This window comes from Coleofasciculus sp. H7-1 (assembly GCF_057473865.1).
The window spans coordinates 26,629-45,483 of record NZ_JBYCCT010000088.1 but is presented as its reverse complement, the minus strand read 5'-3'; the positions used below and the strand labels follow the sequence as shown (position 1 = coordinate 45,483).

The following is an 18,855-nucleotide window of genomic DNA, read 5'->3' as shown; positions in this document are numbered from 1 at the left end:
CACCCTTGAGGGTGTCACTATCAGCTTCACCGTACAGATGGTCATTTTCCGAACCGCCATCTAACAGGTCATTGCCTGTGCCACCCTTGAGGGTGTCACTATCAGCTTCACCGTACAGATGGTCATTTTCCGAACCGCCATCTAACAGGTCATTGCCTGTGCCACCCTTGAGGGTGTCACTATCAGCTTCACCGTACAGATGGTCATTGCCAGAACCGCCATCAAGGTAATCATCACCTGTTCCACCAAATAGGAAATCATTGTCTTCCTCAGCATATAGTTGATCGTTACCCGAGCCGCCCTCTAAAGTATCGTCACCCGTCCTACCATGTAGGATGTCATTGTCTTCATCACCCTCTAAGAAATCACCTTCTGAGCCGCCGTCAAGGTAATCATCACCAGTTCCACCGTTTAAGAAGTCAATGCCATCGCCGCCAAATAGGAAATCATTATCAGCATCACCACGTAGGACGTCGGTATCCGCCCCGCCGTACAGGAAGTCAACACCATCGCCGCCTTCTAGCCGATCATTTCCACCATTGCCGTGCAGGATGTCACTACCACCTTCACCTATGAAAATGTCTCCATAATCGCCACCATTCATGATGTCATCATGAATGGTGGCGATTATGATTTCGACGTTGCCAACAGTATCTACAGTGCCAAATCCGTCCTCAATCTTGTAAACATCAAACCCTGCATAGTTGACTGCATCAACCTTGATCCTGCCAGGACTACTATAGTAATCAGCGGTATCCTCATTGCCATCTCCGCCATCCAGAAGATCATAGCCAGATCCCCCGCTTAAATAGTCATTTCCCTGCTCACCTCGCAAGAAATCATTTCTGCCTCTTCCAGAGATTAAGTCGTTGCCAGAAGTACCTTCTATCCAATCATCATCTTCTGTTCCAGATATATTTCCTATACCCTGAATCTTAGGGTTGGGAAAATAGTACCCTTGGGGTTGTAATTGATAGGCAAAAGTCTTGAAACTACTCTTAAAACCGTTATCGTCTTTTAAGTAGCGAGTTTCAAGATTGTGACCATCAACTAGTTCCAAAGGTTGATTTAAAGTCCCTCCTATTCCAGCTAAAAGCTGATACTCTCTTGGGAAATTACTTTTGATGTAGGGAACAAGAGGACTGACCAAATCCTCTAATAAACTCTCTTCTAGTAAAAAATCAAACAGTTTTTCTAAAGTAACTCCTGTAAGTCCTCCAAGAGCTAACGATAATATATCAGACAAAATATCTGTGACAGAATTGTCTTTTATTTGAGCTTCTATTCCATCTGAATGACCTTGAAAATAAGTGATTGGATCGTCAATGTTTTTAATATTTGCTCCCTGATACCACCCCGCTCCTGAACCTATATGACCTTGTATAATATCAGCCATTCCTCCAGATGAAGAATAATCTGTTGGTGAGCCAAGACTTATAATCCTAACGCGGCTAGTATCAGGATTTATAACTCTCAAACCATCTTCAACAAACAGGTTTCCTTGAGAGTGCGGGATAAAAATTACAGAATCATTAGACGTCGGCGAAAGCCAATCTCCTACTTTGTCTGCGCCTGTCCAACTCTGATTTACCCAATTACTAACAGTAAGATCATCAGTATAGATTTGCCAAAGAGCCTCACCTGTATCAATAGCAACTCCAATAACAGCTTTTTTTATTACGCTACCTACCGCTTGTAGGGTTAGCGGTACTACCCCTATTCCTCCAGCAATCAGACCAGCGGCGATATGAGAAGCGAAAATGGTTAAAACTTCTGTCATACTCGGAAGTGCAGATGGATTTTGCGCTCCGTCAAGCTTCATTGAGCTTGGTAAATTATTGATATTGAGAGCATCACCAACAGCATTTTTTTGCGATATAAAATCTGGAACCAAAACTCCGTTAATAAAGAATACGTGAGTCTGTCCTCTATCTTTAATAATTTGATCGAGAACCTTATATCCATCGAAGTTAAGGGTAGTCATGATTCTTTGTCCTCTTGTTGTAGATAAAAGATTTGGTGAATATTCTTAACAAAGTGAACTTAGAGATGCACGGCTCAGTGGAAGGCAAGTGAAGCGCGATCGCATCCTCCCTTCCTTCCATCCTCAAGCGCGATCGCTTTCACTTCTCTCTCAGCCTCAAGCCGCGAGTTTTGTGCAAAACGCCATTTTTGTTACAAAGCTTTACAAATAAGCTAAAAGCAACTAAAGCGCGATCGCACTTGTGTTAGGCAAAAGCAACTAAAGCGCGATCGCACTTCAGTAGAATTGCCGATCCGGTTTGGAAAAACAGCCTAAATAACTGTAAGAATTTCCTAGATTACCCTGACGAGCGAGTTTAAATTTTGTCTTCAGCAAACGAGATTTATGAAATTGAGATGAAGTCTAGAGGAAATTTCCTAGATGAAATTACTGAACCTCAGAATAGCAGAAGTGACCGCTATTCGTCTCTTAACGCACGTTAGTAAATTCGCTAAAAAAATATACATACTTTATTAACGCTTAATCATTAATTCGCTAAAATTTTGGCTAGGGGTAGTTATAGTAATTAAACAAAATGGCATCTACATTAAGTAAGTTAGAAGTAGAATTTACAGAAGCGGCAAATAACTGGAACCTGGAAAAGTTATACGTAGATTTGGCAGAGGCAAAAGGCAAAAGCCTCACCCAAGTGGAAAAGAAGTTTTTGCGAGGATTACTCTGCGGTTATAGTCCAGCAGAAATTGCCGTTCAAGTCTATCAAAGTCGGAGCAGCAGTGCAGTTAGAGTTTACTTATCTAATGGAATTTATAAATATATAGAAAAAATGCTAGGCGATAAAACAGGAGGATTGATAAAAGTCAAAAGCTGGAATCGGGTGATTTACTTACTGGAAAAATCCGGATATAAAACAGGTATACTTGAGGAACTTAAACCAAAGAATTGTCTAGCACAACCCGATAAAAAGGTGACTAATTTAGTGTTATCAAACGATAAATATCAAGATTGGGGAGAGGCAATTGATACTTCCGTTTTCTACGGAGGAGAGGAAGAACTAGCTACACTCAAGCAATGGATTGTGAAAGACCACTGTCGCATTGTGGCAATATTAGGCATGGGAGGAATTGGTAAAACGGCTTTATCTATACGCAGTGCAGAATTGATTAAGGATAAATTTGATTACGTAATCTGGCGATCGCTACACCATGCGCCACCCATCCAAGATATCTTGGCAACCCTGCTGAAGTTCCTATCCGACGATTCCGAAACAAATTTACCAGACACCGTAAATGCTAGAATATCGCAGTTGATTAACTGGTTACGCTCCTCTCGCTGTCTGATAGTTCTAGATAATGCCGAAGCAATTTTGCAAAGTGGCGATCGCGCTGGTTGCTACCGCCAAGGATATGAAGGTTACGGAGAACTTTTGAGACGGGTGGGAGAAACACTGCATCAAAGCTGTCTGGTACTGACAAGTCGGGAAAAACCAAGAGAAATTGTAGCTTTGGAAGGCAATAAGCTACCCGTGCGATCGCTACAGATGGGTGGTTTGAAACCGCAACAAGGACGGGAAATCTTCAAGGCAAAAGGAGACTTCTTTGGTTCTGAAGACGAATGGATAGCATTAATTGAGTTTTATGCAGGCAATCCCCAGCTATTGAAGATAGTCGCAGCGACGATTCAAGTGTTGTTTCAGGGTAATGTTTCCCAATTTTTAAAACAAGGTAATCTAGTTTTTGGCGACATTTACGCTCTTTTAGACCAGCAGTTTAATCGCTTGTCAGACTTAGAAAAGAAAGTCATGTACTGGCTAGCAATTAAGCAGGGATCGGTTTCGCTGACTGAGTGGCGAGGAAATTTGCCTCCCATATCTCAGTCGGAGTTACTAGAAACTCTGGAATCTCTGTTGAAGCGATCGCTGATTAAGAAGAATTCAACCAATTTTACTCAAAAATCGCTAGTCATAAAGTATGTGACTAAACGATTAATCGAGCAGGGTTCTTAGTACAATTGTCTCCAGTTGATTGCTACAATCAGCTTTGTTGTTAGCGTTCGTATCCCAGCTTAGGCAGAGCCTCTTCCTTCATCAACCCTGGAAATCGATTAGACTTTTTGATTCAGGGCTAACACCTTATTAACGGTTGTTAATCGTTCCTGAGTCTGACTAGCTTCAAAACGGCCTCCGGCGAACAAACAGCCACTCTACGGGCGTCTAAAGTCCTTACTCTTGAGCAGGCACCTGCCAAATCTTAATGCTGCCGTCATTACTGCCACTCGCTAAAGTTTGTCCATCGGGACTGAAGGCGAAGGATTTCACTTGGCTGTCATCTCCGGCGAGGGTGCTTTTGAGTTCGCCAGTGCGGGGATTCCACAACTTAATAGTATTGTCCAAACTGCCGCTGGCGATTGTCTGTCCCTTGGGGCTGAAAGCGACAGAATTAATTAAGGTGGTATTCCCCTTCAGAGTGGCGATTGGTTCTCCGTTGCGATGATTCCACAACTTGATGGTGCCGTCATTACTGCCACTGGCAAGGAGTTTTCCATCGGGACTGAAGGCGACGGAATTCACCCAGTCAGAATGTCCTTCTAGGGTGCGGATGCGGATGCCCGTGCGCGGATTCCATAGCTTGATGGAGCGATCGGCACTACCACTGGCTAACATTTGCCCATCCGGGCTAAAGGTAACGCAATTCACTGCATCTAAATCCCCCGTCAGGGTGCGGATGAGTTCCCCACTGCTTAGCTTCCAAAGCTTGATCGTCTTGTCTAAACCACTGCTGGCTAAAGTTTTGCCATCCGGACTGATGGCAATGGATAAAACTGAACTTGAATCCCCGCTGAGGGTGTGGATGAGCGCCCCGCTACTGAGCTGCCAAAGCTTGATGGTGCCGTCATAACTGCCACTGGCGACGAGTTTTTTATCCGGACTAATGGCAAGGGCATGAATGGGTTTTATATGCCCTTCTAGGGTGCGGATGCGGATGCCTTTGGGTAAATTCCATAACTTGATGGTACTGTCATCACCGCCACTGGCAAGAATCTGCCCATCGGTACTGATAGCGATCGCCTGCACATAGTTAGAATGCCCTGTAAGCGTGCCGATCGGCTGGGCTGACTCGGATGCCGTGGTTGGTGTAGACGCTAAGGATAAATCTTCCACTTTTACAGGTTTGGCAGAGGATTCAAGCGAACTGCACAAGCGTCAAAGTAGTCACTGCACCCAAAGCGATCGCTCTTGAAACTTTTCCGAACTTTGGCTGATGTGTCATGGATAGTCACCGCAGAAAACATCACGTCTATCCAGGATGGATACAATATAAATTTGGAGCTGTCATCATCCAGTCGGATGAGCATATCTGGTTATGTCCCTGCCTGTTGTCGCTATTATCGGTCGCCCTAATGTGGGCAAATCTACTCTTGTCAATCGCTTGGCAGGTGTACAAGACGCCATTGTGCATGATGAACCTGGAGTCACGCGCGATCGCACCTATCGTTCCGCCTTCTGGGAAGACCGGGAGTTCGTCGTCGTCGATACCGGCGGATTGGTGTTTAATGATGACACCGAGTTTTTACCCCTGATTCGGGAACAGGCAATGTTGGCACTCTCGGAAGCGAGTGCGGCAATCTTTGTCGTCGATGGTCAGAGCGGGTTAACAACAGCGGATGAAGCGATCGCTGAATGGTTGCGTCAACAGCCCGTGCCCGTCCTGCTAGCTGTCAATAAATGCGAATCCTCCGAACAAGGTCTCACCCAAGCAATGGAGTTTTGGGAACTGGGATTGGGCGAACCCTTCCCCGTCTCTGGCATTCATGGTAGTGGCACCGGCGAATTACTCGATGCCCTGATTACCTATATCGTGCCAGCTGGAGAAATTCCCCAAACTGAAGAAATTAAAGTCGCCATTGTGGGACGCCCCAATGTCGGCAAATCCAGCTTGTTGAACGCCTTTGTCGGCGAAAACCGCTCTATCGTCAGCCCCATCTCTGGCACAACCCGCGATGCCATCGATATGGTAGTAGAACGCAACGGCAAAACCTACCGATTGATCGATACCGCCGGGATTCGCAAAAAGAAAAACGTTGAATACGGCCCGGAGTTCTTTGGAATTAATCGCGCGTTTAAAGCGATTCGTCGCGCCGATGTAGTTTTATTAGTCATTGATGCAGTCGATGGCATCACCGAACAAGACCAAAAACTGGCTGGGCGGATTGATGAAGAAGGTCGATCTTGTGTCATCGTCATCAATAAGTGGGATGCTGTTGAAAAGGATTCCTACACCATTTACGAGTTTGAAAGCACCTTTAAAGAACGGTTGAACTTTATCGATTGGGCAGAAACGATTTTTGTCAGCGCTCAAACGGGTCAGCGGGTGGAAAAAATTCTAGATTTGGTCAATACAGCCGCCGAACAACACAAACGCCGCGTCACGACTGCTGTAATTAATGAAGTGCTACAAGAAGCTATCTCTTGGCATTCCCCGCCAACTACCCGCCAAGGGCGTCAGGGCAAGATTTATTACGGCACCCAAGTGAGCAGCCAACCCCCAGCGATCGCGCTATTTGTCAACGAACCCAAACGCTTCAATGACAACTATCGCCGCTACATCGAACGTCAATTCCGAAAACAGTTAGGCTTTACTGGAACCCCAGTGCGCTTATTCTGGAGAGGGAAAAAAGTCCGCGACATGGAAGCGGGCAGTCGTAGTAACCGAGCCACTCGCGTTTAATCAATTAAAAATGCAAAATGAAAAATTTTTGCATTTTTAATGTTTAATTTTTAATTTTCTATGGATTTACTGCGATCGCTCCCACTAGGGCTGTACCTCGAACAACCAATCACTTGGCTGCATCACCTCGACCCCAGGGTGAAAATAGCTTGGTTGATGAGCTTTCTCATCGCTCCAGTTTTGGCAAATCCCCTCTGGCGCATCGCGCTGGCGGTGCTGCTAATTGCCATTACTTTGACGGCGGCGATTCCATTGCGCGTGTGGAAGCAACAAATGGGTTGGCTATTGATGCTGTGCTTTTTTGTCTTCATCCTGAGCATAATTGCGCCCGATGGACTTGCATCAGACTCTCAGCGCCGTCTCCCAGCCGATGATGTATCTTTTGGGCAACCCGCTACTTTGAAGCCAGGAGTTGTCAAATCAGCTTCAACTCAAAACCCAGACGCGATCGCCCTTGTCTCTACTCAAAACTCTTCAAACTACCGCTACGTCCTGTTCCACCAAGGGCCAGTCAAAATTACTCGCAAGTCCTTGGATCTAGCGATTAACGTCAGTACCTTACTGTTTACCTTAATTTACAGCACTAACCTCTTTTTGCTGACGACAGCTCCAGAGGAAATTACTGCTGGGATCGAGAGTTTGATGGAACCGCTACGGGCATTCAAAATTCCCGTGACAGAAATTGCTCTGACCTTGACTTTATCGCTGCGCTTTATTCCCCTGGTTTTAGAAGAAGTGCAGAATTTAGTTCGTTCCGTGCGGACACGGGCAATTAACTGGAAAAAACTGGGCATCCGAAAAAGCCTGCAACTTTGGTTGATGGTTGCGGAACGGTTGCTAGAAAATCTCCTCTTACGAGCCGATCAAATTGCCAGCGCGATGAAGGTTCGCGGCTTTACCAGTCCCGATCGCCATCGCGTCCAGTGGCACCAGTTGCGTCTCAAAAAGAGTGACTGGGCGGGGCTAGTGAGTTTAGTCGTACTCTGGGGGGCACGGCTGATCTGGGGATGGGAGGGTTAATACCAATTCACTATTTTGATGCCACATTTGCGCTCCCCCCAAATCCCCGCGCTAACGCGCCGCTTCGCTAGTAAAAAGGGGGGCAATAGACGTATTTGTGGCAGACATAAACAGGAACGCAACATCACCGCATAGTCAGGGCAACCACAAGGGATTGCCCCTACAAAACGCTATATGTATAAGCCGCGCTAGTAGGTTGGGTTGAGGAACGAAACCCAACACACATAAACATTTGTTGGGTTTCACTATCGTACCGCTACGCGGAAGCAAGCTACAACCATTCCCTACAGCTTAAGTCAGTGCCATTCGATTTAAGTCAGTTATCAAGATTAGGAATAGATGAAATTGCTGGGAAGAAGGTGCAGAAAAACTATGTAGTAATCTTGGTAAATTTAGCTCCAAAAAAGCCAATTGCTATGAGCAACTCACGACGGTAGCAAGATATAACAAAGCTTTCAACTCTGCTTTCAACTCTTACCAGCTCGTCCAACCAAGTTCGCAATCATAAATCGCAATTGAGTAGGGTTAATCGGTTTAGCCAGATGCATTTGGAACCCAGCAGAGATTGCCCTTTGACGCTCTTGTTCGCTAACGTAGGCAGTGGTTGCCGCTGCCGGAATTTGTCCTCCGGCTTCAACGTCAAGCTCTCTCACCTGACGAATCAAGCAGTAACCATCTTCCTCTGGCATCCCAATATCTGCTAGCAGCACATCGTATCTAGTAGGGTTTTCAGTCAGAGCCGCGATCGCTTCCCTGGTCGAGGAAACAACCACCACTTCAACTCCCAAATCTTCCAACATCCACTTCATGAGGTCGCGGCTAGCTGCCTCATCATCTACAGCCAAGACGCATAAGCCTTCAAGGGATGGAATTTCACCACTCAAGGCATCCAGCGGCTCTTCCAAATCGCTCGGCTCTAAATAACTCAGCGGTGTAAACTCCGGTGGCATCGATTGCAGAGGCAGTCTCACGGTCATTGTGGTTCCTTGCCCCTCGCCTGGACTCTCTGCTTGAACTGTGCCGCCGTGAAGTTCCACAAGATGACGGACGATCGACAAGCCCAATCCGAGTCCCTGACTCGCTTTGCTACTGCTGGAATCTCCTTGGCGGAAGCGATCGAACACATACGGGAGCAAGTCGGCTCGGATGCCTTGTCCCGTGTCGCTGACTCGAATCTGGGCGTGAGTCTGCACAGGTTCCAGCGTGATTTCCACGCGCTCACCGGATGGCGTGAACTTAATAGCGTTAGTAAGTAAATTCCACAGAACTTGTTGTAAGCGATCGCTATCTCCCACAACTGTCACCGAGTTCAACTGCGAAACAATTTGAATATTTTTCGTCTCGGCGGACAATTGCACAGACTCAATGGCTGCACTCACTACTGAGACCAAATCAATTGGACGAGTGTTTAGATGAAGTTTCCCGCTCGTAATCCGTGAAACATCCAACAGATCCTCAATTAATTGAGCTTGCGCCTTAGCACTCCGTTCGATCGCTTCCAAGGCGCGAGTGACTGTTACTTCATCTAGCTGGCGCTGGCGTTTGAGGAGAAGTTGCGCCCAGCCCAGCATACTATTGAGCGGGTTACGAAGTTCATGGGAGAGGTTTGAGAGGAAGTCATCTTTGGCTAGATTTGCCGTCTCCGCCTGTTGACGAGCTGACTGTTCCTGCGTCAAGAGATGCGATCGCTCTGTCTCAAACTGCTTCCGTTCGGTGATGTCTTCAATCGCCAGCAAAATCATTTGAGCATCGCCCTCTTGAATAACTTTCCAACCATTTAGCAGCATGGTTTTCTGTCCAATTCCCTCAAACCAATGCTCAACCTCAAAGTTTTGAATATTGGTATCGTTGGCAAGAAGGTTTTCTAGAAGCGATCGCAGTCCGGGCAAGTTCCAATGACCATTCCCCAGTTCAAAGATCGGCGATTGCGCGGTTTCTGGTGGCGAAACCTGAAACGTTTCATAGAACGATCGATTGGCTTTGTTCACCCGGAAGTCAGAATCAAGCACGATTAATGGCACTTGTACCGTCTCCACAATTGCTTCCGCGTAATTCCGGGCGGATTCTAGCGTGGCTGCACTGCGTTTAAGGGCATCAATATCGACCAACACTAACACCACGCCGTCAATCTGGTTTTCTGTAGTGCGATAAGGACGGATGCGGAGGTTGTACCAATGCCCCTCTTTAGTTTGGACTTCTAGCTCCTTGACGCTAAGCGATTCAAGTACCTCCAAAATCAGCGGTTCTAAGTCAGGAATGTTGAGATTGGCTCTGATGTCGCTGAGAAGTCGTCCGGTATCGGCGGGAATGAAATTGAACAGTCTCTGCGCCATTGGCGTAAAACGCCGAATCCGTAAGTCGTTTGTCAATATCAAAATCGGAATATTGATGCTGGCAAGCAAATTCGTCAAATCGTTGTTAACTTGGTTTAATTCAAGATTACGAAAACGAAGTTCTTCGTTTGTCGTGTTGAGTTCTTCATTGGTTGCCTGAATTTCTTCTTTGGCAGTTTCTAACTCCTCATTGGTGCTTTGCAACTCCTCGTTACTCGACAGGATTTCTTCATTGGCAACTTTGAGGTCTTGATTGATGTTCTCCTGCTCTTGAATCACCGCTTGCAGATACTCCTGAGTCGCTGCCTGTTCTAGGTTTACAGCCGCGAGTTCCTGCCTCAGCCCAGCATTCTCAAGCTCTAAGTCTCCCGGCTCTGGGCTTTCAGGATCGATCGGGCTGAGGCTGTTCACCGTAGGTGGAGCTTCTTCAAACAGAACTAAAAAGTAGCGTTCTTCAGCAGTCGGAGCTTTAAACGGAATCACCTGAAGATTGACAATTCTGGAGCGATCGCCCTCTTCAATCCGTACCCCGTTCTTTCTGACTGGAATCTCTTGCCGTTGCGCTTGATAAATGGCGGCGCGTAGCTCCATCAGCAAGCCCTCTCGCACCATATTGAATAAGTTGAGATTGGCTGTTCCAGATACAAGTTTTAGGTAAAGATCGATTTCTCCCCGAAGTTGCAGCACCTCCATCTTGTTGTTGATCGCCACACCCACTGGGGCATAGTAATTCAAGATCAGTTGGTCAGTCTTCTTCTGTAAGTCAAAGCCATCAGTCGGATTCTGCTTCATCGGCTGACGGTCCCCTTTGGCGATCGCATGATTGCTGGTAACAAAAGAAAAAGTTGGATGAGTGGTGGTTAGCTTCTTGGCATAGATTTTGTACTTTTTGTCAATTGAAGTAAACAATTCCGAGTATTTACCTGTACTGTCTGAGGTGCCAAGCAGCAGAAAGCCAGTCGGGTTGAGACTGTAATGGAAGATGGGCACGATCCGTTTTTGCAGCGTCTCTCCCAAATAAATCAGCACATTCCGACAGCTAATCAGATCCAGGTTGGAAAAAGGCGGATCGCTGCCCAAGTCTTGGCGGGCAAACACACACAGTTCGCGCACAGCCTTACTGATTTGGTAGCCGCCCTCCTCAATGGCATTAAAGTATCTGCGGCGGCGTTCTGATGAGACATCTATCATCTGATTCTCTTGATAAATGCCTGACCTGGCTTTGTCGATCGCCGTTTCGCTAATATCTGTTGCAAAAATCTGGATCTGCGGCTGGGTTGCTTGATTCTCCAAAAACTCCAGCAGGCAGATGGCGATTGAGTAAACCTCTTCACCTGTCGAACATCCCGCGATCCATATCCGAATCGGAAATCCCGACTTATTTTGCGTAATCGTGGGAAAGACTTGCTTTTTCAACAGTTGAAACGCTTCCGGGTCGCGGAAAAAGCTGGTGACGTGGATCAGAATTTCTTCATAGAGCGCCTTGACTTCAGCCGGATTGTCTTGCAAATAGCGAGCATAATCCTCCAAGTTTTCCAGCTTGTACAACAGCATCCGTCGCTGGATTCGGCGAGCGAGCGTGGTGGGCTTGTAGTGGCTGAAATCAACACCAGTGGCCGTTCGCAATAACGCAAAAATCGTTACCAGGGCATCTCCCGGCTCAAGCAATTCCGCAACCGCGATCGGCGGCAGTGGGTAAACCAGTAGCGGATTGCGACTGAAGTTGGCCAGTTCTTCGGCAATCTTTTCCGGCGGCAGAATAAAATCGACATTCCCTGTGGCGACAGCGGTAATGGGCATACTGTCGAATTTTGCTGTGTCTTCACACTGAGCAAACGTCACGCCTCCGGCTGCCTTGATTGCCTTCAGCCCCAGCGAACCGTCTCCATCCGATCCTGATAAAACCACGGCGATCGCTTTGTGTCCGCGATCGGATGCCAAGGATACAAAGAAGGCATCACCCGGCATATATTTCCCTTGAACTTTCTCTCGCGGCGTCAGTTGCAGCATCCCTTGAGACAGCACCATCTTGGTGTTGGGCGGAATCACGTAAACCTGATTCGGCTCCACAGTCATCCCAGACTGCACCTCCTGCACAGGCATTTGCGTCGTTCTGGCGAGAATCTCGCACAACAGACTCTCGTGATTGGGGGATAGATGCTGAATCAGCACAAACGCCATCCCGGTATCTGTGGGTAAGTGCCTGAGTAACTCGGTAAATGCTTCCAACCCTCCGGCAGAAGCGGCAACTCCAACGATGGGAAAGGGAGCATCCATATTATCTTGCTGCGTCGCGTCGATCTCTTGCTGCGTCGCGTCGATCTCTTGCTGCGTCGCGTCGATCGCTTCAGCAGCAGTGGATTCGGATGTAGTTTGCAAGGGTTGAGCGGAGGTCATAAGAAGAAGTCTGGTACTGCAATTATTTAGCAGCTCAGGTTTATATTCTAGGTCGGTTTATTTACATCTTGCACCAACTGCCCCTAGGCTTTACCCAGGGGCTATACAAACGCGCGAACTGACAAGTCAGCGCTTCGCTATCGCCTGCTTTGGACTCGCGAAAAATCAATGATTTTCGAGCCTGCTCTCGTCAGGCTTTGGATGTGTAGCTCCACGCTTCAGGGTGTCTGTCAAAATAAGGCTCTTAAGGATAAACTAACCTCTCAAATCGCGGATAGAGCAAAGAAGAAACGGGAAGCGCAATGCTCTGGCTATATGTGAAGTGTAACTTGTACTGGCAGAGATAGAATTGACTAAGTGCAACTAGCGGTCACAAAAAGAATCTATGCCGGGACACGACATCATCGTCATTGGGACTTCGGCAGGCGGACTCAAAGCGCTGAGTACTATCGTTAGCGGTCTGCCCACTGACATCAATACTGTCTTCTTTATTGTTCAACATCTTGCAGCAGATAAGCCGAGTATTCTGCCCCAGATTCTTGAAGATGTCGGCTCTCTCCCCGCGTCTCACCCGACAGACGGAGAGAAAATCAAAACCGGGCGAATTTACATCGCCCCACCCGATCATCATCTGTTAGTCAACAGCGGAGTGATGCGTGTAGTGCGTGGACCGCAAGAAAACCGATTTAGACCCGCAATCGATGCGTTATTCCGTTCAGCCGCTCGCACTTATGGTTCAAGGGTTGTGGGTGTGGTTCTCACTGGCTACTTGGATGATGGCACAGTGGGGCTACAGGCGGTCAAGAAACGGGGCGGACTTGCGATCGTTCAAGACCCGAAAGAAGCAGAATACCCAAGTATGGCAAAGAGCGCACTGCGGTATGTCAAGGTAGATTACTGCATTCCGCTTGCAGAAATCCCAGACCTCTTGGTGCGTTTAGCAAGTGTTCCCGCAGTAGAGGAGGAGGCATACCCAGTGACTAAAGATATAGAAATTGAATCAAATATTGCTGAACAGGCAATGAACACTAAGGATTTTTTGAAAAACGTAGAACAGATTGGGACGCGGACAACTTACACCTGTCCTGAGTGCAATGGTAGCATTTGGCAAATTGGCAAAGAAGAACCGAGCCGATTTCGCTGTCATATAGGGCATTCCTTTACTGCTAATGTTTTTCTATCAGAGCAAACTCAGAATGTAGAAAACGCTTTGTGGTCGGCTGTTCGAGCTATGGAGGAAAAGGTAACGTTTTCGCGTCAAATGGCAGAGCGAATGAAAAATTACAATTTACAGAAAGCGGCAACAAAATATGAAGATCATGCGGAAAGCTTAGATAAAGAGGTATCCTTGATTCGCGAAATAATTCTAAACGGCTTTGCCACAAAACGCAGCATTGCCGAAGAAGATGAAGAGTCTTAGAGCAGCAAGAAAACCTTAAAAATGCAAAATTAAAAATGAAGAAAATTCTTAATTCCTTCTTTAAATTCTTAATTTTTTTCTTTAAATTTTTAATTTTTAATTTTCATGAAACCTTGGTTCTGGCGATCGCTTCCTCTACAACATCGAACTGGCTCAGAAGTATTCGCCGCCCTGTTTCTAGACGCAGGTAAAATTGCCACGCTACTTGAAAGTCCCTACAATCCACTCCAACACTCAACTGAAGCGAACAGAGCGATCGCTCGATATTCCATTTGTGCCGGTGCCCCGCGCCTTGTAGATGGAGCGCAGGCAATGTGGACTCCACCCGTCGGAGAGATCCTCCCCTTCCTGCGCCGCTTGCTGCAACGTTCTGCCTTCAAGGATGAGTCGATAGGGGCGCACTCAGAACTGCCTTTCACCGGCGGCTGGCTGGGATGGCTGGGTTATGACCTGGCTTGGGAGATTGAGCAGCTACCCAATTTAAACTCTGACCCGCTGCCATTCCCTGTTGCTTATTGGTATGAACCGGCGTCATTTGCCGTCCTCGACCACTGGAAACAAACGCTATGGCTAGCCGCTAGCGATGAAGCCGAACTCGATTCCTTGCAAAGCCTGCTGGAGCAAAAGAGCCGAACCCAGTGCGGGATAGCAGATTCTTCAATCCAAAATCCCAAATCCCCTCACTTCCATTTTTGGACGCCCCAAACTGATTACGAAGATGCGGTGCGGCAAGCGAAAAAGTATATTCAAGCTGGAGATATCTTTCAGGCAAATCTTTCCATACGCTTTGAAAGCCACATCACTGCCCATCCTTGGGCGATTTATCAGGCGTTACACCAAATCAATCCTTCTCCCTTTGCCAGCTATTGGCAGACGCCGTGGGGGGCACTCATCAGCTGTTCTCCAGAACGATTGGTTCAGATGCAAGATCGACAAGCGCAAACGCGACCGATTGCGGGAACGCGATCGCGCGGCACCACGCCCGCCCTCGACGAGCATCTGGCGCAAGACTTGATTGCCAATGCCAAAGAAAGAGCCGAACACATTATGCTGGTGGATTTAGAGCGGAACGACTTGGGGCGAGTGTGCGAGTGGGGTTCTGTAGAAGTCAACGAACTTTTCACGATTGAGCGCTACAGCCATGTCATGCACCTCGTGAGCAACGTCATCGGCAAAATTCGCCCAAACTACGACGCTGTTGACCTGATTCGCGCCTTCTTCCCCGGCGGCACCATCACTGGCTGCCCGAAAGTCCGCTGCATGGAAATCATTGAAGAACTCGAACCCGTGCGTCGCAATTTGTTCTACGGTTCCTGTGGCTTTCTCGATTGGCGTGGAGACTTGGACTTAAATATATTGATCCGCACCCTCCTCTATCCCAATCGTGCCGATGTAGCGATGGTTTACGGGCAAGTCGGGGCGGGAATTGTTGCCGATAGCGATCCAGAGCGAGAATGGCATGAGTCTCTACACAAAGCTCAAGCTCTGCTAGCAGCCCTGGGAAGTTTTAATGTTATTAGTGATTAGTTCTTGGTCATTCGTCAAGTGTCATTGACGAGTGGCTCGTGGTCAGACACGGTTTTGAACAATTAGCCATTCGCCATTAGCAACTAGCAACAGAATGATTCGGCTGGGAACGGATATTGTGTATATGCCTCGGATTAAAGCAGCTGTTGAACGCTTTGGCGATCGCTTCTTGCAGCGCGTCTATACCCTAGATGAACAACAAGATTGCGGGTACACTCAAGACGATAGCAGCCGCCTTTCTATCAACCAGCTAGCAGGGCGCTGGGCGGCAAAAGAAGCCGTTGCTAAAGCACTGGGAACTGGGTGGCGGGGAGTCAGCTACACCGATATTGAGATTCGACGCCTACCCACGGGTGCGCCGCAAGTGTTTCTCCACCATTCAGCTGCCGCCCAGACAGCAGGCTGGGGAGATTGTCAGTGGCAGCTAAGCATCAGCCATGATGGGGATTATTCTGTAGCCACAGCCATCCTCGTTTGCTTACGCTAAAAAGCGCCGCCAATTCTCAAACATTATCTCTGAGGTGCCCGAATCAAGCTATCATCTGCATAGTTTGAACTAGAGTGAAACTCTTGGGTTTCAACAGAGAGCGGCGGGCGCGATCGCACTGCCGCTTACACTCTTTGACTTTTCCCAATCTCTCACTTAAGGATGGACATTCTTCGCGTGGATGTTAATGAGCAGCGAAACCTATTTAAATCACCCTACATTTGGCTTACTTTACAGAGTGTGTCTGCTTGAGGACAGCCAGGAATTATTTACGACCCTTTATGCCCAGCGTCTCTTCTTTTTGGTGAATACCAGTCCTAGCGGCATCAAGTTTGAACCGATTACCCGTAGCGATGGTCGCCTCATGGTGGAAAACCGTTTGCGGATGCTCCGTCGCAGTGGTCAAATGGAGGATTACGAAGGGCTTCAGGCTATTCATAAGCGAACATTTCAATAGGGGCAAGCGATTATAAAGTTAAAAAAGGATGTTTAATGCAAGCATTTTTAATTCTTGCTTCTGTGCCTATTTTCAAGTGAAGTCTAATGACTGGAGCGATCGCCCAACGCCTTTTTCAAATTCGCCAACAACTGCCGGAATCTGTCCGCCTCATCGCCGTTACTAAACAGGTTTCCCCTGAAGCCATGCGCGAAGCTTATGCAGCGGGAGTACGGGATTTCGGCGAAAGTCGCATATCTGAAGCTGAACTCAAACAAGCGCAACTGCAAGATTTACCAGACATCACCTGGCACCTGATTGGACACCTCCAGAGTAATAAAGCTCGAAAAGCCCTAGAACAATTTCAGTGGATTCACTCTATAGATAGTTTAAAATTAGCCCAACGATTGAACCAACTGGCGCTTGAGCTGTCGCGTCCGCCCTTCATCTGCCTCCAAGTCAAACTGCTGCCAGATCCTAACAAGTACGGTTGGACAGTTCCCGAACTGCTTGCCGATTTACCAGCCCTGAATGAGTGCTACAATCTGCAAATTCAAGGTTTGATGACAATTCCCCCTTTCGATCTCAATGCTTCTGAAATTCTGTCAGTATTTGATAGCACCCGCAAATTAGCCGATGAAATCAGACAGCAAAACTGGTCGAATATTCAAATGCAGCAGCTATCAATGGGAATGTCGGATGATTACCCTCTAGCCGTGCAAGCTGGGGCAACGATGGTACGTTTGGGGCGAATTCTTTTTGGGGAACGGACACCCTGAAAAGTCCCACTACGCCAACAAAAGTCAACATCTACTCCGAATAGATGAGTAGGGTAATTAACAGGCATCGGATATTATATTGCCAGCACGACTATATGATTGTTATTGTCGTTTCCTTAAACTAGGACTGCTGCCTCAAGGGTGCCCTGCGATCCCAGCCCCAGAGTCTAACCTTAAATTGTGATGGAGCGTGAACTGTGAATAATATTTTTTCTAAGCTACGAGATTTCGTGGGTCTCAATGAGCCAGCCAACTACGAGTATGACGAGTACGAAGAAGCGGATGCAGAAGAGTACCAAAATCTCTATCAAGAACAGCATCCTCAACCGACGACAGCAGAAGAAGAACGTCGCCAGAGCCGTCGGACGCGGACAAGCACACCTGTTGCACGAGAAGTAGAAATGGGGACAACAATGAATAATGTAATTGGTATGCCCGGATCGGTGAATGGTATTTCGGAAGTGGTCGTGATGGAGCCGCGTTCTTTTGAAGAAATGCCCCAAGCAATTCAAGCTTTGCGCGAACGGAAGTCAGTGGTGTTAAACCTGACGATTATGGACCCAGATCAGGCGCAACGGGCTGTAGACTTTGTTGCCGGTGGCACTTATGCAATCGATGGGCACCAAGAGCGAATCGGCGAAAGTATCTTTCTGTTTACACCAAGCTGCGTTCAAGTCAGTACCCAGACTGGCGTGGTTCACGAAGTGCCTCAACCGCAAGTACGGATTCCCCGTCCCTCTGCTCCCTCCCCAGCTTGGTCAAACGAACCGACTCGGATGGCGCAGTAAAAGTTCTGAGTCGATACGCTTGTTAGCGGTCAATGGTTAGTCGTAAAGACTCAAAACAACTGACCGCCGACAGCGGACTTTTCATGCTGATAGGGATCGGGAGATGAGGTTGGCTACTAAATTCGGCATGATTGGTGGCGGGGTAATGGGAGAAGCTCTGTTATCCCGCCTGATGCAAAAGCAGCTTTATGCCCCAGAGGAAGTCTTGGTGAGCGAGCCGCAAAGAGAGCGGCGAGACTTTTTGGCGCAGCAGTACGGCATCCAGGTGACGGCAGAGAATCGGGCGGTGGCGGCGGCAAGGGATGTGCTGTTACTGGCGATTAAACCTCAAGTGTTTGCAGCGGTGGCGGCAGACTTGGCGAAGGAAATTTCTGCCCAAGAGTCGCCGCCGGTGGTTATTTCGATTATGGCGGGTGTTTCTTTGAGTCAACTGGAAGTGGCTTTTCCCCAGGCTCCAGTGATTCGGGCGATGCCGAATACTCCGGCGACGGTAGGGGCGGGAATGAGTGCGATCGCGCTTGGTCAGCACGCCACCAAGCGCCACCTAGAACAGGCAAAGGCGATCTTCCAGGCGGTGGGAGAGGTGGTTGAGGTGCCAGAATCCTTAATGGATGCGGTGACAGGACTTTCGGGTTCGGGTCCGGCTTATGTGGCACTGATGGTGGAAGCGCTCGCAGATGGTGGGGTGGCGGCTGGATTGCCAAGAGCGATCGCGTCTTCGTTAGCCCTACAAACCGTTCTGGGGACTGCCCAGCTCTTGCACGAATCGGGAATGCATCCCGCTCAACTCAAAGACCGAGTGACTAGCCCTGGAGGTACAACTATCGCTGGGATTGCCCAGTTAGAAAGGGCTGGTTTCCGTTCGGCTTTGATTGAAGCAGTGGTGGCGGCTTCTCGGCGCTCTCAGGAGCTTGGTCGTTAAGATACTCTTCATGCTGCCAGAAGTAAAATGATTTGTTA

Annotated in this window: 14 protein-coding genes and 1 pseudogene; 11 read left to right on the top strand and 4 right to left on the bottom strand. The window is 47.9% G+C overall.

Translation table 11 applies throughout. The features are described 5' to 3' along the window. On the bottom strand, positions 1-1,984 hold a 1,984-nt coding region (locus tag AC2VDX_RS25300), incomplete at its 3' end, for a calcium-binding protein (protein WP_378179218.1). 574 nt (positions 1,985-2,558) lie between these two features. On the opposite strand from AC2VDX_RS25300, the gene AC2VDX_RS25295 reads away from it, so the two are divergent. After that, positions 2,559-3,986, top strand: coding sequence for an NB-ARC domain-containing protein (locus tag AC2VDX_RS25295; protein WP_378179215.1), 1,428 nt, complete (start codon positions 2,559-2,561; stop codon positions 3,984-3,986). A gap of 216 nt (positions 3,987-4,202) precedes the next feature. Here AC2VDX_RS25295 and AC2VDX_RS25290 read toward each other — a convergent pair whose 3' ends face one another. Further along, positions 4,203-5,141, bottom strand: coding sequence for a WD40 repeat domain-containing protein (locus AC2VDX_RS25290; RefSeq protein ID WP_378179212.1), 939 nt, complete (start codon positions 5,139-5,141; stop codon positions 4,203-4,205). Between the two features lie 2 nt (positions 5,142-5,143). Continuing rightward, positions 5,144-5,335, bottom strand: coding sequence for a hypothetical protein (locus AC2VDX_RS25285; protein ID WP_378179209.1), 192 nt, complete (start codon positions 5,333-5,335; stop codon positions 5,144-5,146). An 8-nt stretch (positions 5,336-5,343) separates the two neighbouring features. Between AC2VDX_RS25285 and der the strand changes: the two genes are divergently transcribed. The 3 genes and pseudogenes from der to AC2VDX_RS25270 all read left to right on the top strand — a co-directional run. Then, positions 5,344-6,708, top strand: coding sequence for a ribosome biogenesis GTPase Der (der, locus tag AC2VDX_RS25280; protein WP_378179206.1), 1,365 nt, complete (start codon positions 5,344-5,346; stop codon positions 6,706-6,708). Positions 6,709-6,768: 60 nt separating this feature from the next. After that, positions 6,769-7,728, top strand: a complete 960-nt coding sequence (locus tag AC2VDX_RS25275; protein WP_378179203.1) for an energy-coupling factor transporter transmembrane component T family protein — start codon at positions 6,769-6,771, stop codon at positions 7,726-7,728. A gap of 308 nt (positions 7,729-8,036) precedes the next feature. Next, positions 8,037-8,159: pseudogene (locus AC2VDX_RS25270) on the top strand (ISL3 family transposase); the annotation flags it as partial. Positions 8,160-8,195: 36 nt separating this feature from the next. Here AC2VDX_RS25270 and AC2VDX_RS25265 read toward each other — a convergent pair. Beyond that, positions 8,196-12,338: a chemotaxis protein CheB gene (locus AC2VDX_RS25265; protein WP_378179494.1), complete on the bottom strand. Its 4,143-nt coding sequence runs from the start codon at positions 12,336-12,338 to the stop codon at positions 8,196-8,198. 505 nt (positions 12,339-12,843) lie between these two features. Between AC2VDX_RS25265 and AC2VDX_RS25260 the strand changes: the two genes are divergently transcribed. The 7 genes from AC2VDX_RS25260 to proC all read left to right on the top strand — a co-directional run bounded on the left by AC2VDX_RS25260 (position 12,844) and on the right by proC (position 18,817). Further along, a complete protein-coding gene (locus tag AC2VDX_RS25260; RefSeq protein WP_378179200.1) occupies positions 12,844-13,878 on the top strand; it encodes a chemotaxis protein CheB in 1,035 nt (344 codons plus the stop codon). 105 nt (positions 13,879-13,983) lie between these two features. Then, on the top strand, positions 13,984-15,405 hold the full coding sequence (locus tag AC2VDX_RS25255; protein ID WP_378179197.1) for an anthranilate synthase component I: 1,422 nt from the start codon (positions 13,984-13,986) through the stop codon (positions 15,403-15,405). A gap of 94 nt (positions 15,406-15,499) precedes the next feature. Beyond that, positions 15,500-15,892: a holo-ACP synthase gene (gene acpS / locus AC2VDX_RS25250; RefSeq protein ID WP_378179194.1), complete on the top strand. Its 393-nt coding sequence runs from the start codon at positions 15,500-15,502 to the stop codon at positions 15,890-15,892. Between the two features lie 187 nt (positions 15,893-16,079). After that, the gene (gene pipX / locus AC2VDX_RS25245) at positions 16,080-16,349 is read left to right on the top strand and encodes a transcriptional coactivator PipX (protein ID WP_378179191.1); all 270 of its coding nucleotides are present in this window, start codon (positions 16,080-16,082) and stop codon (positions 16,347-16,349) included. 86 nt (positions 16,350-16,435) lie between these two features. Next, entirely contained in the window at positions 16,436-17,107 is a 672-nt protein-coding gene (locus AC2VDX_RS25240) for a YggS family pyridoxal phosphate-dependent enzyme (RefSeq protein WP_378179189.1), read from the top strand. Positions 17,108-17,304: 197 nt separating this feature from the next. Continuing rightward, positions 17,305-17,895 carry a cell division protein SepF gene (locus AC2VDX_RS25235; protein WP_378179186.1) on the top strand — a complete coding sequence of 197 codons (591 nt, stop codon included), beginning with the start codon at positions 17,305-17,307 and terminating at the stop codon, positions 17,893-17,895. Between the two features lie 109 nt (positions 17,896-18,004). Next, positions 18,005-18,817 (top strand): pyrroline-5-carboxylate reductase, encoded by an 813-nt coding sequence (gene proC, locus AC2VDX_RS25230; protein WP_378179183.1) that lies wholly within the window; start codon positions 18,005-18,007, stop codon positions 18,815-18,817. Positions 18,818-18,855 lie beyond the last annotated feature (38 nt).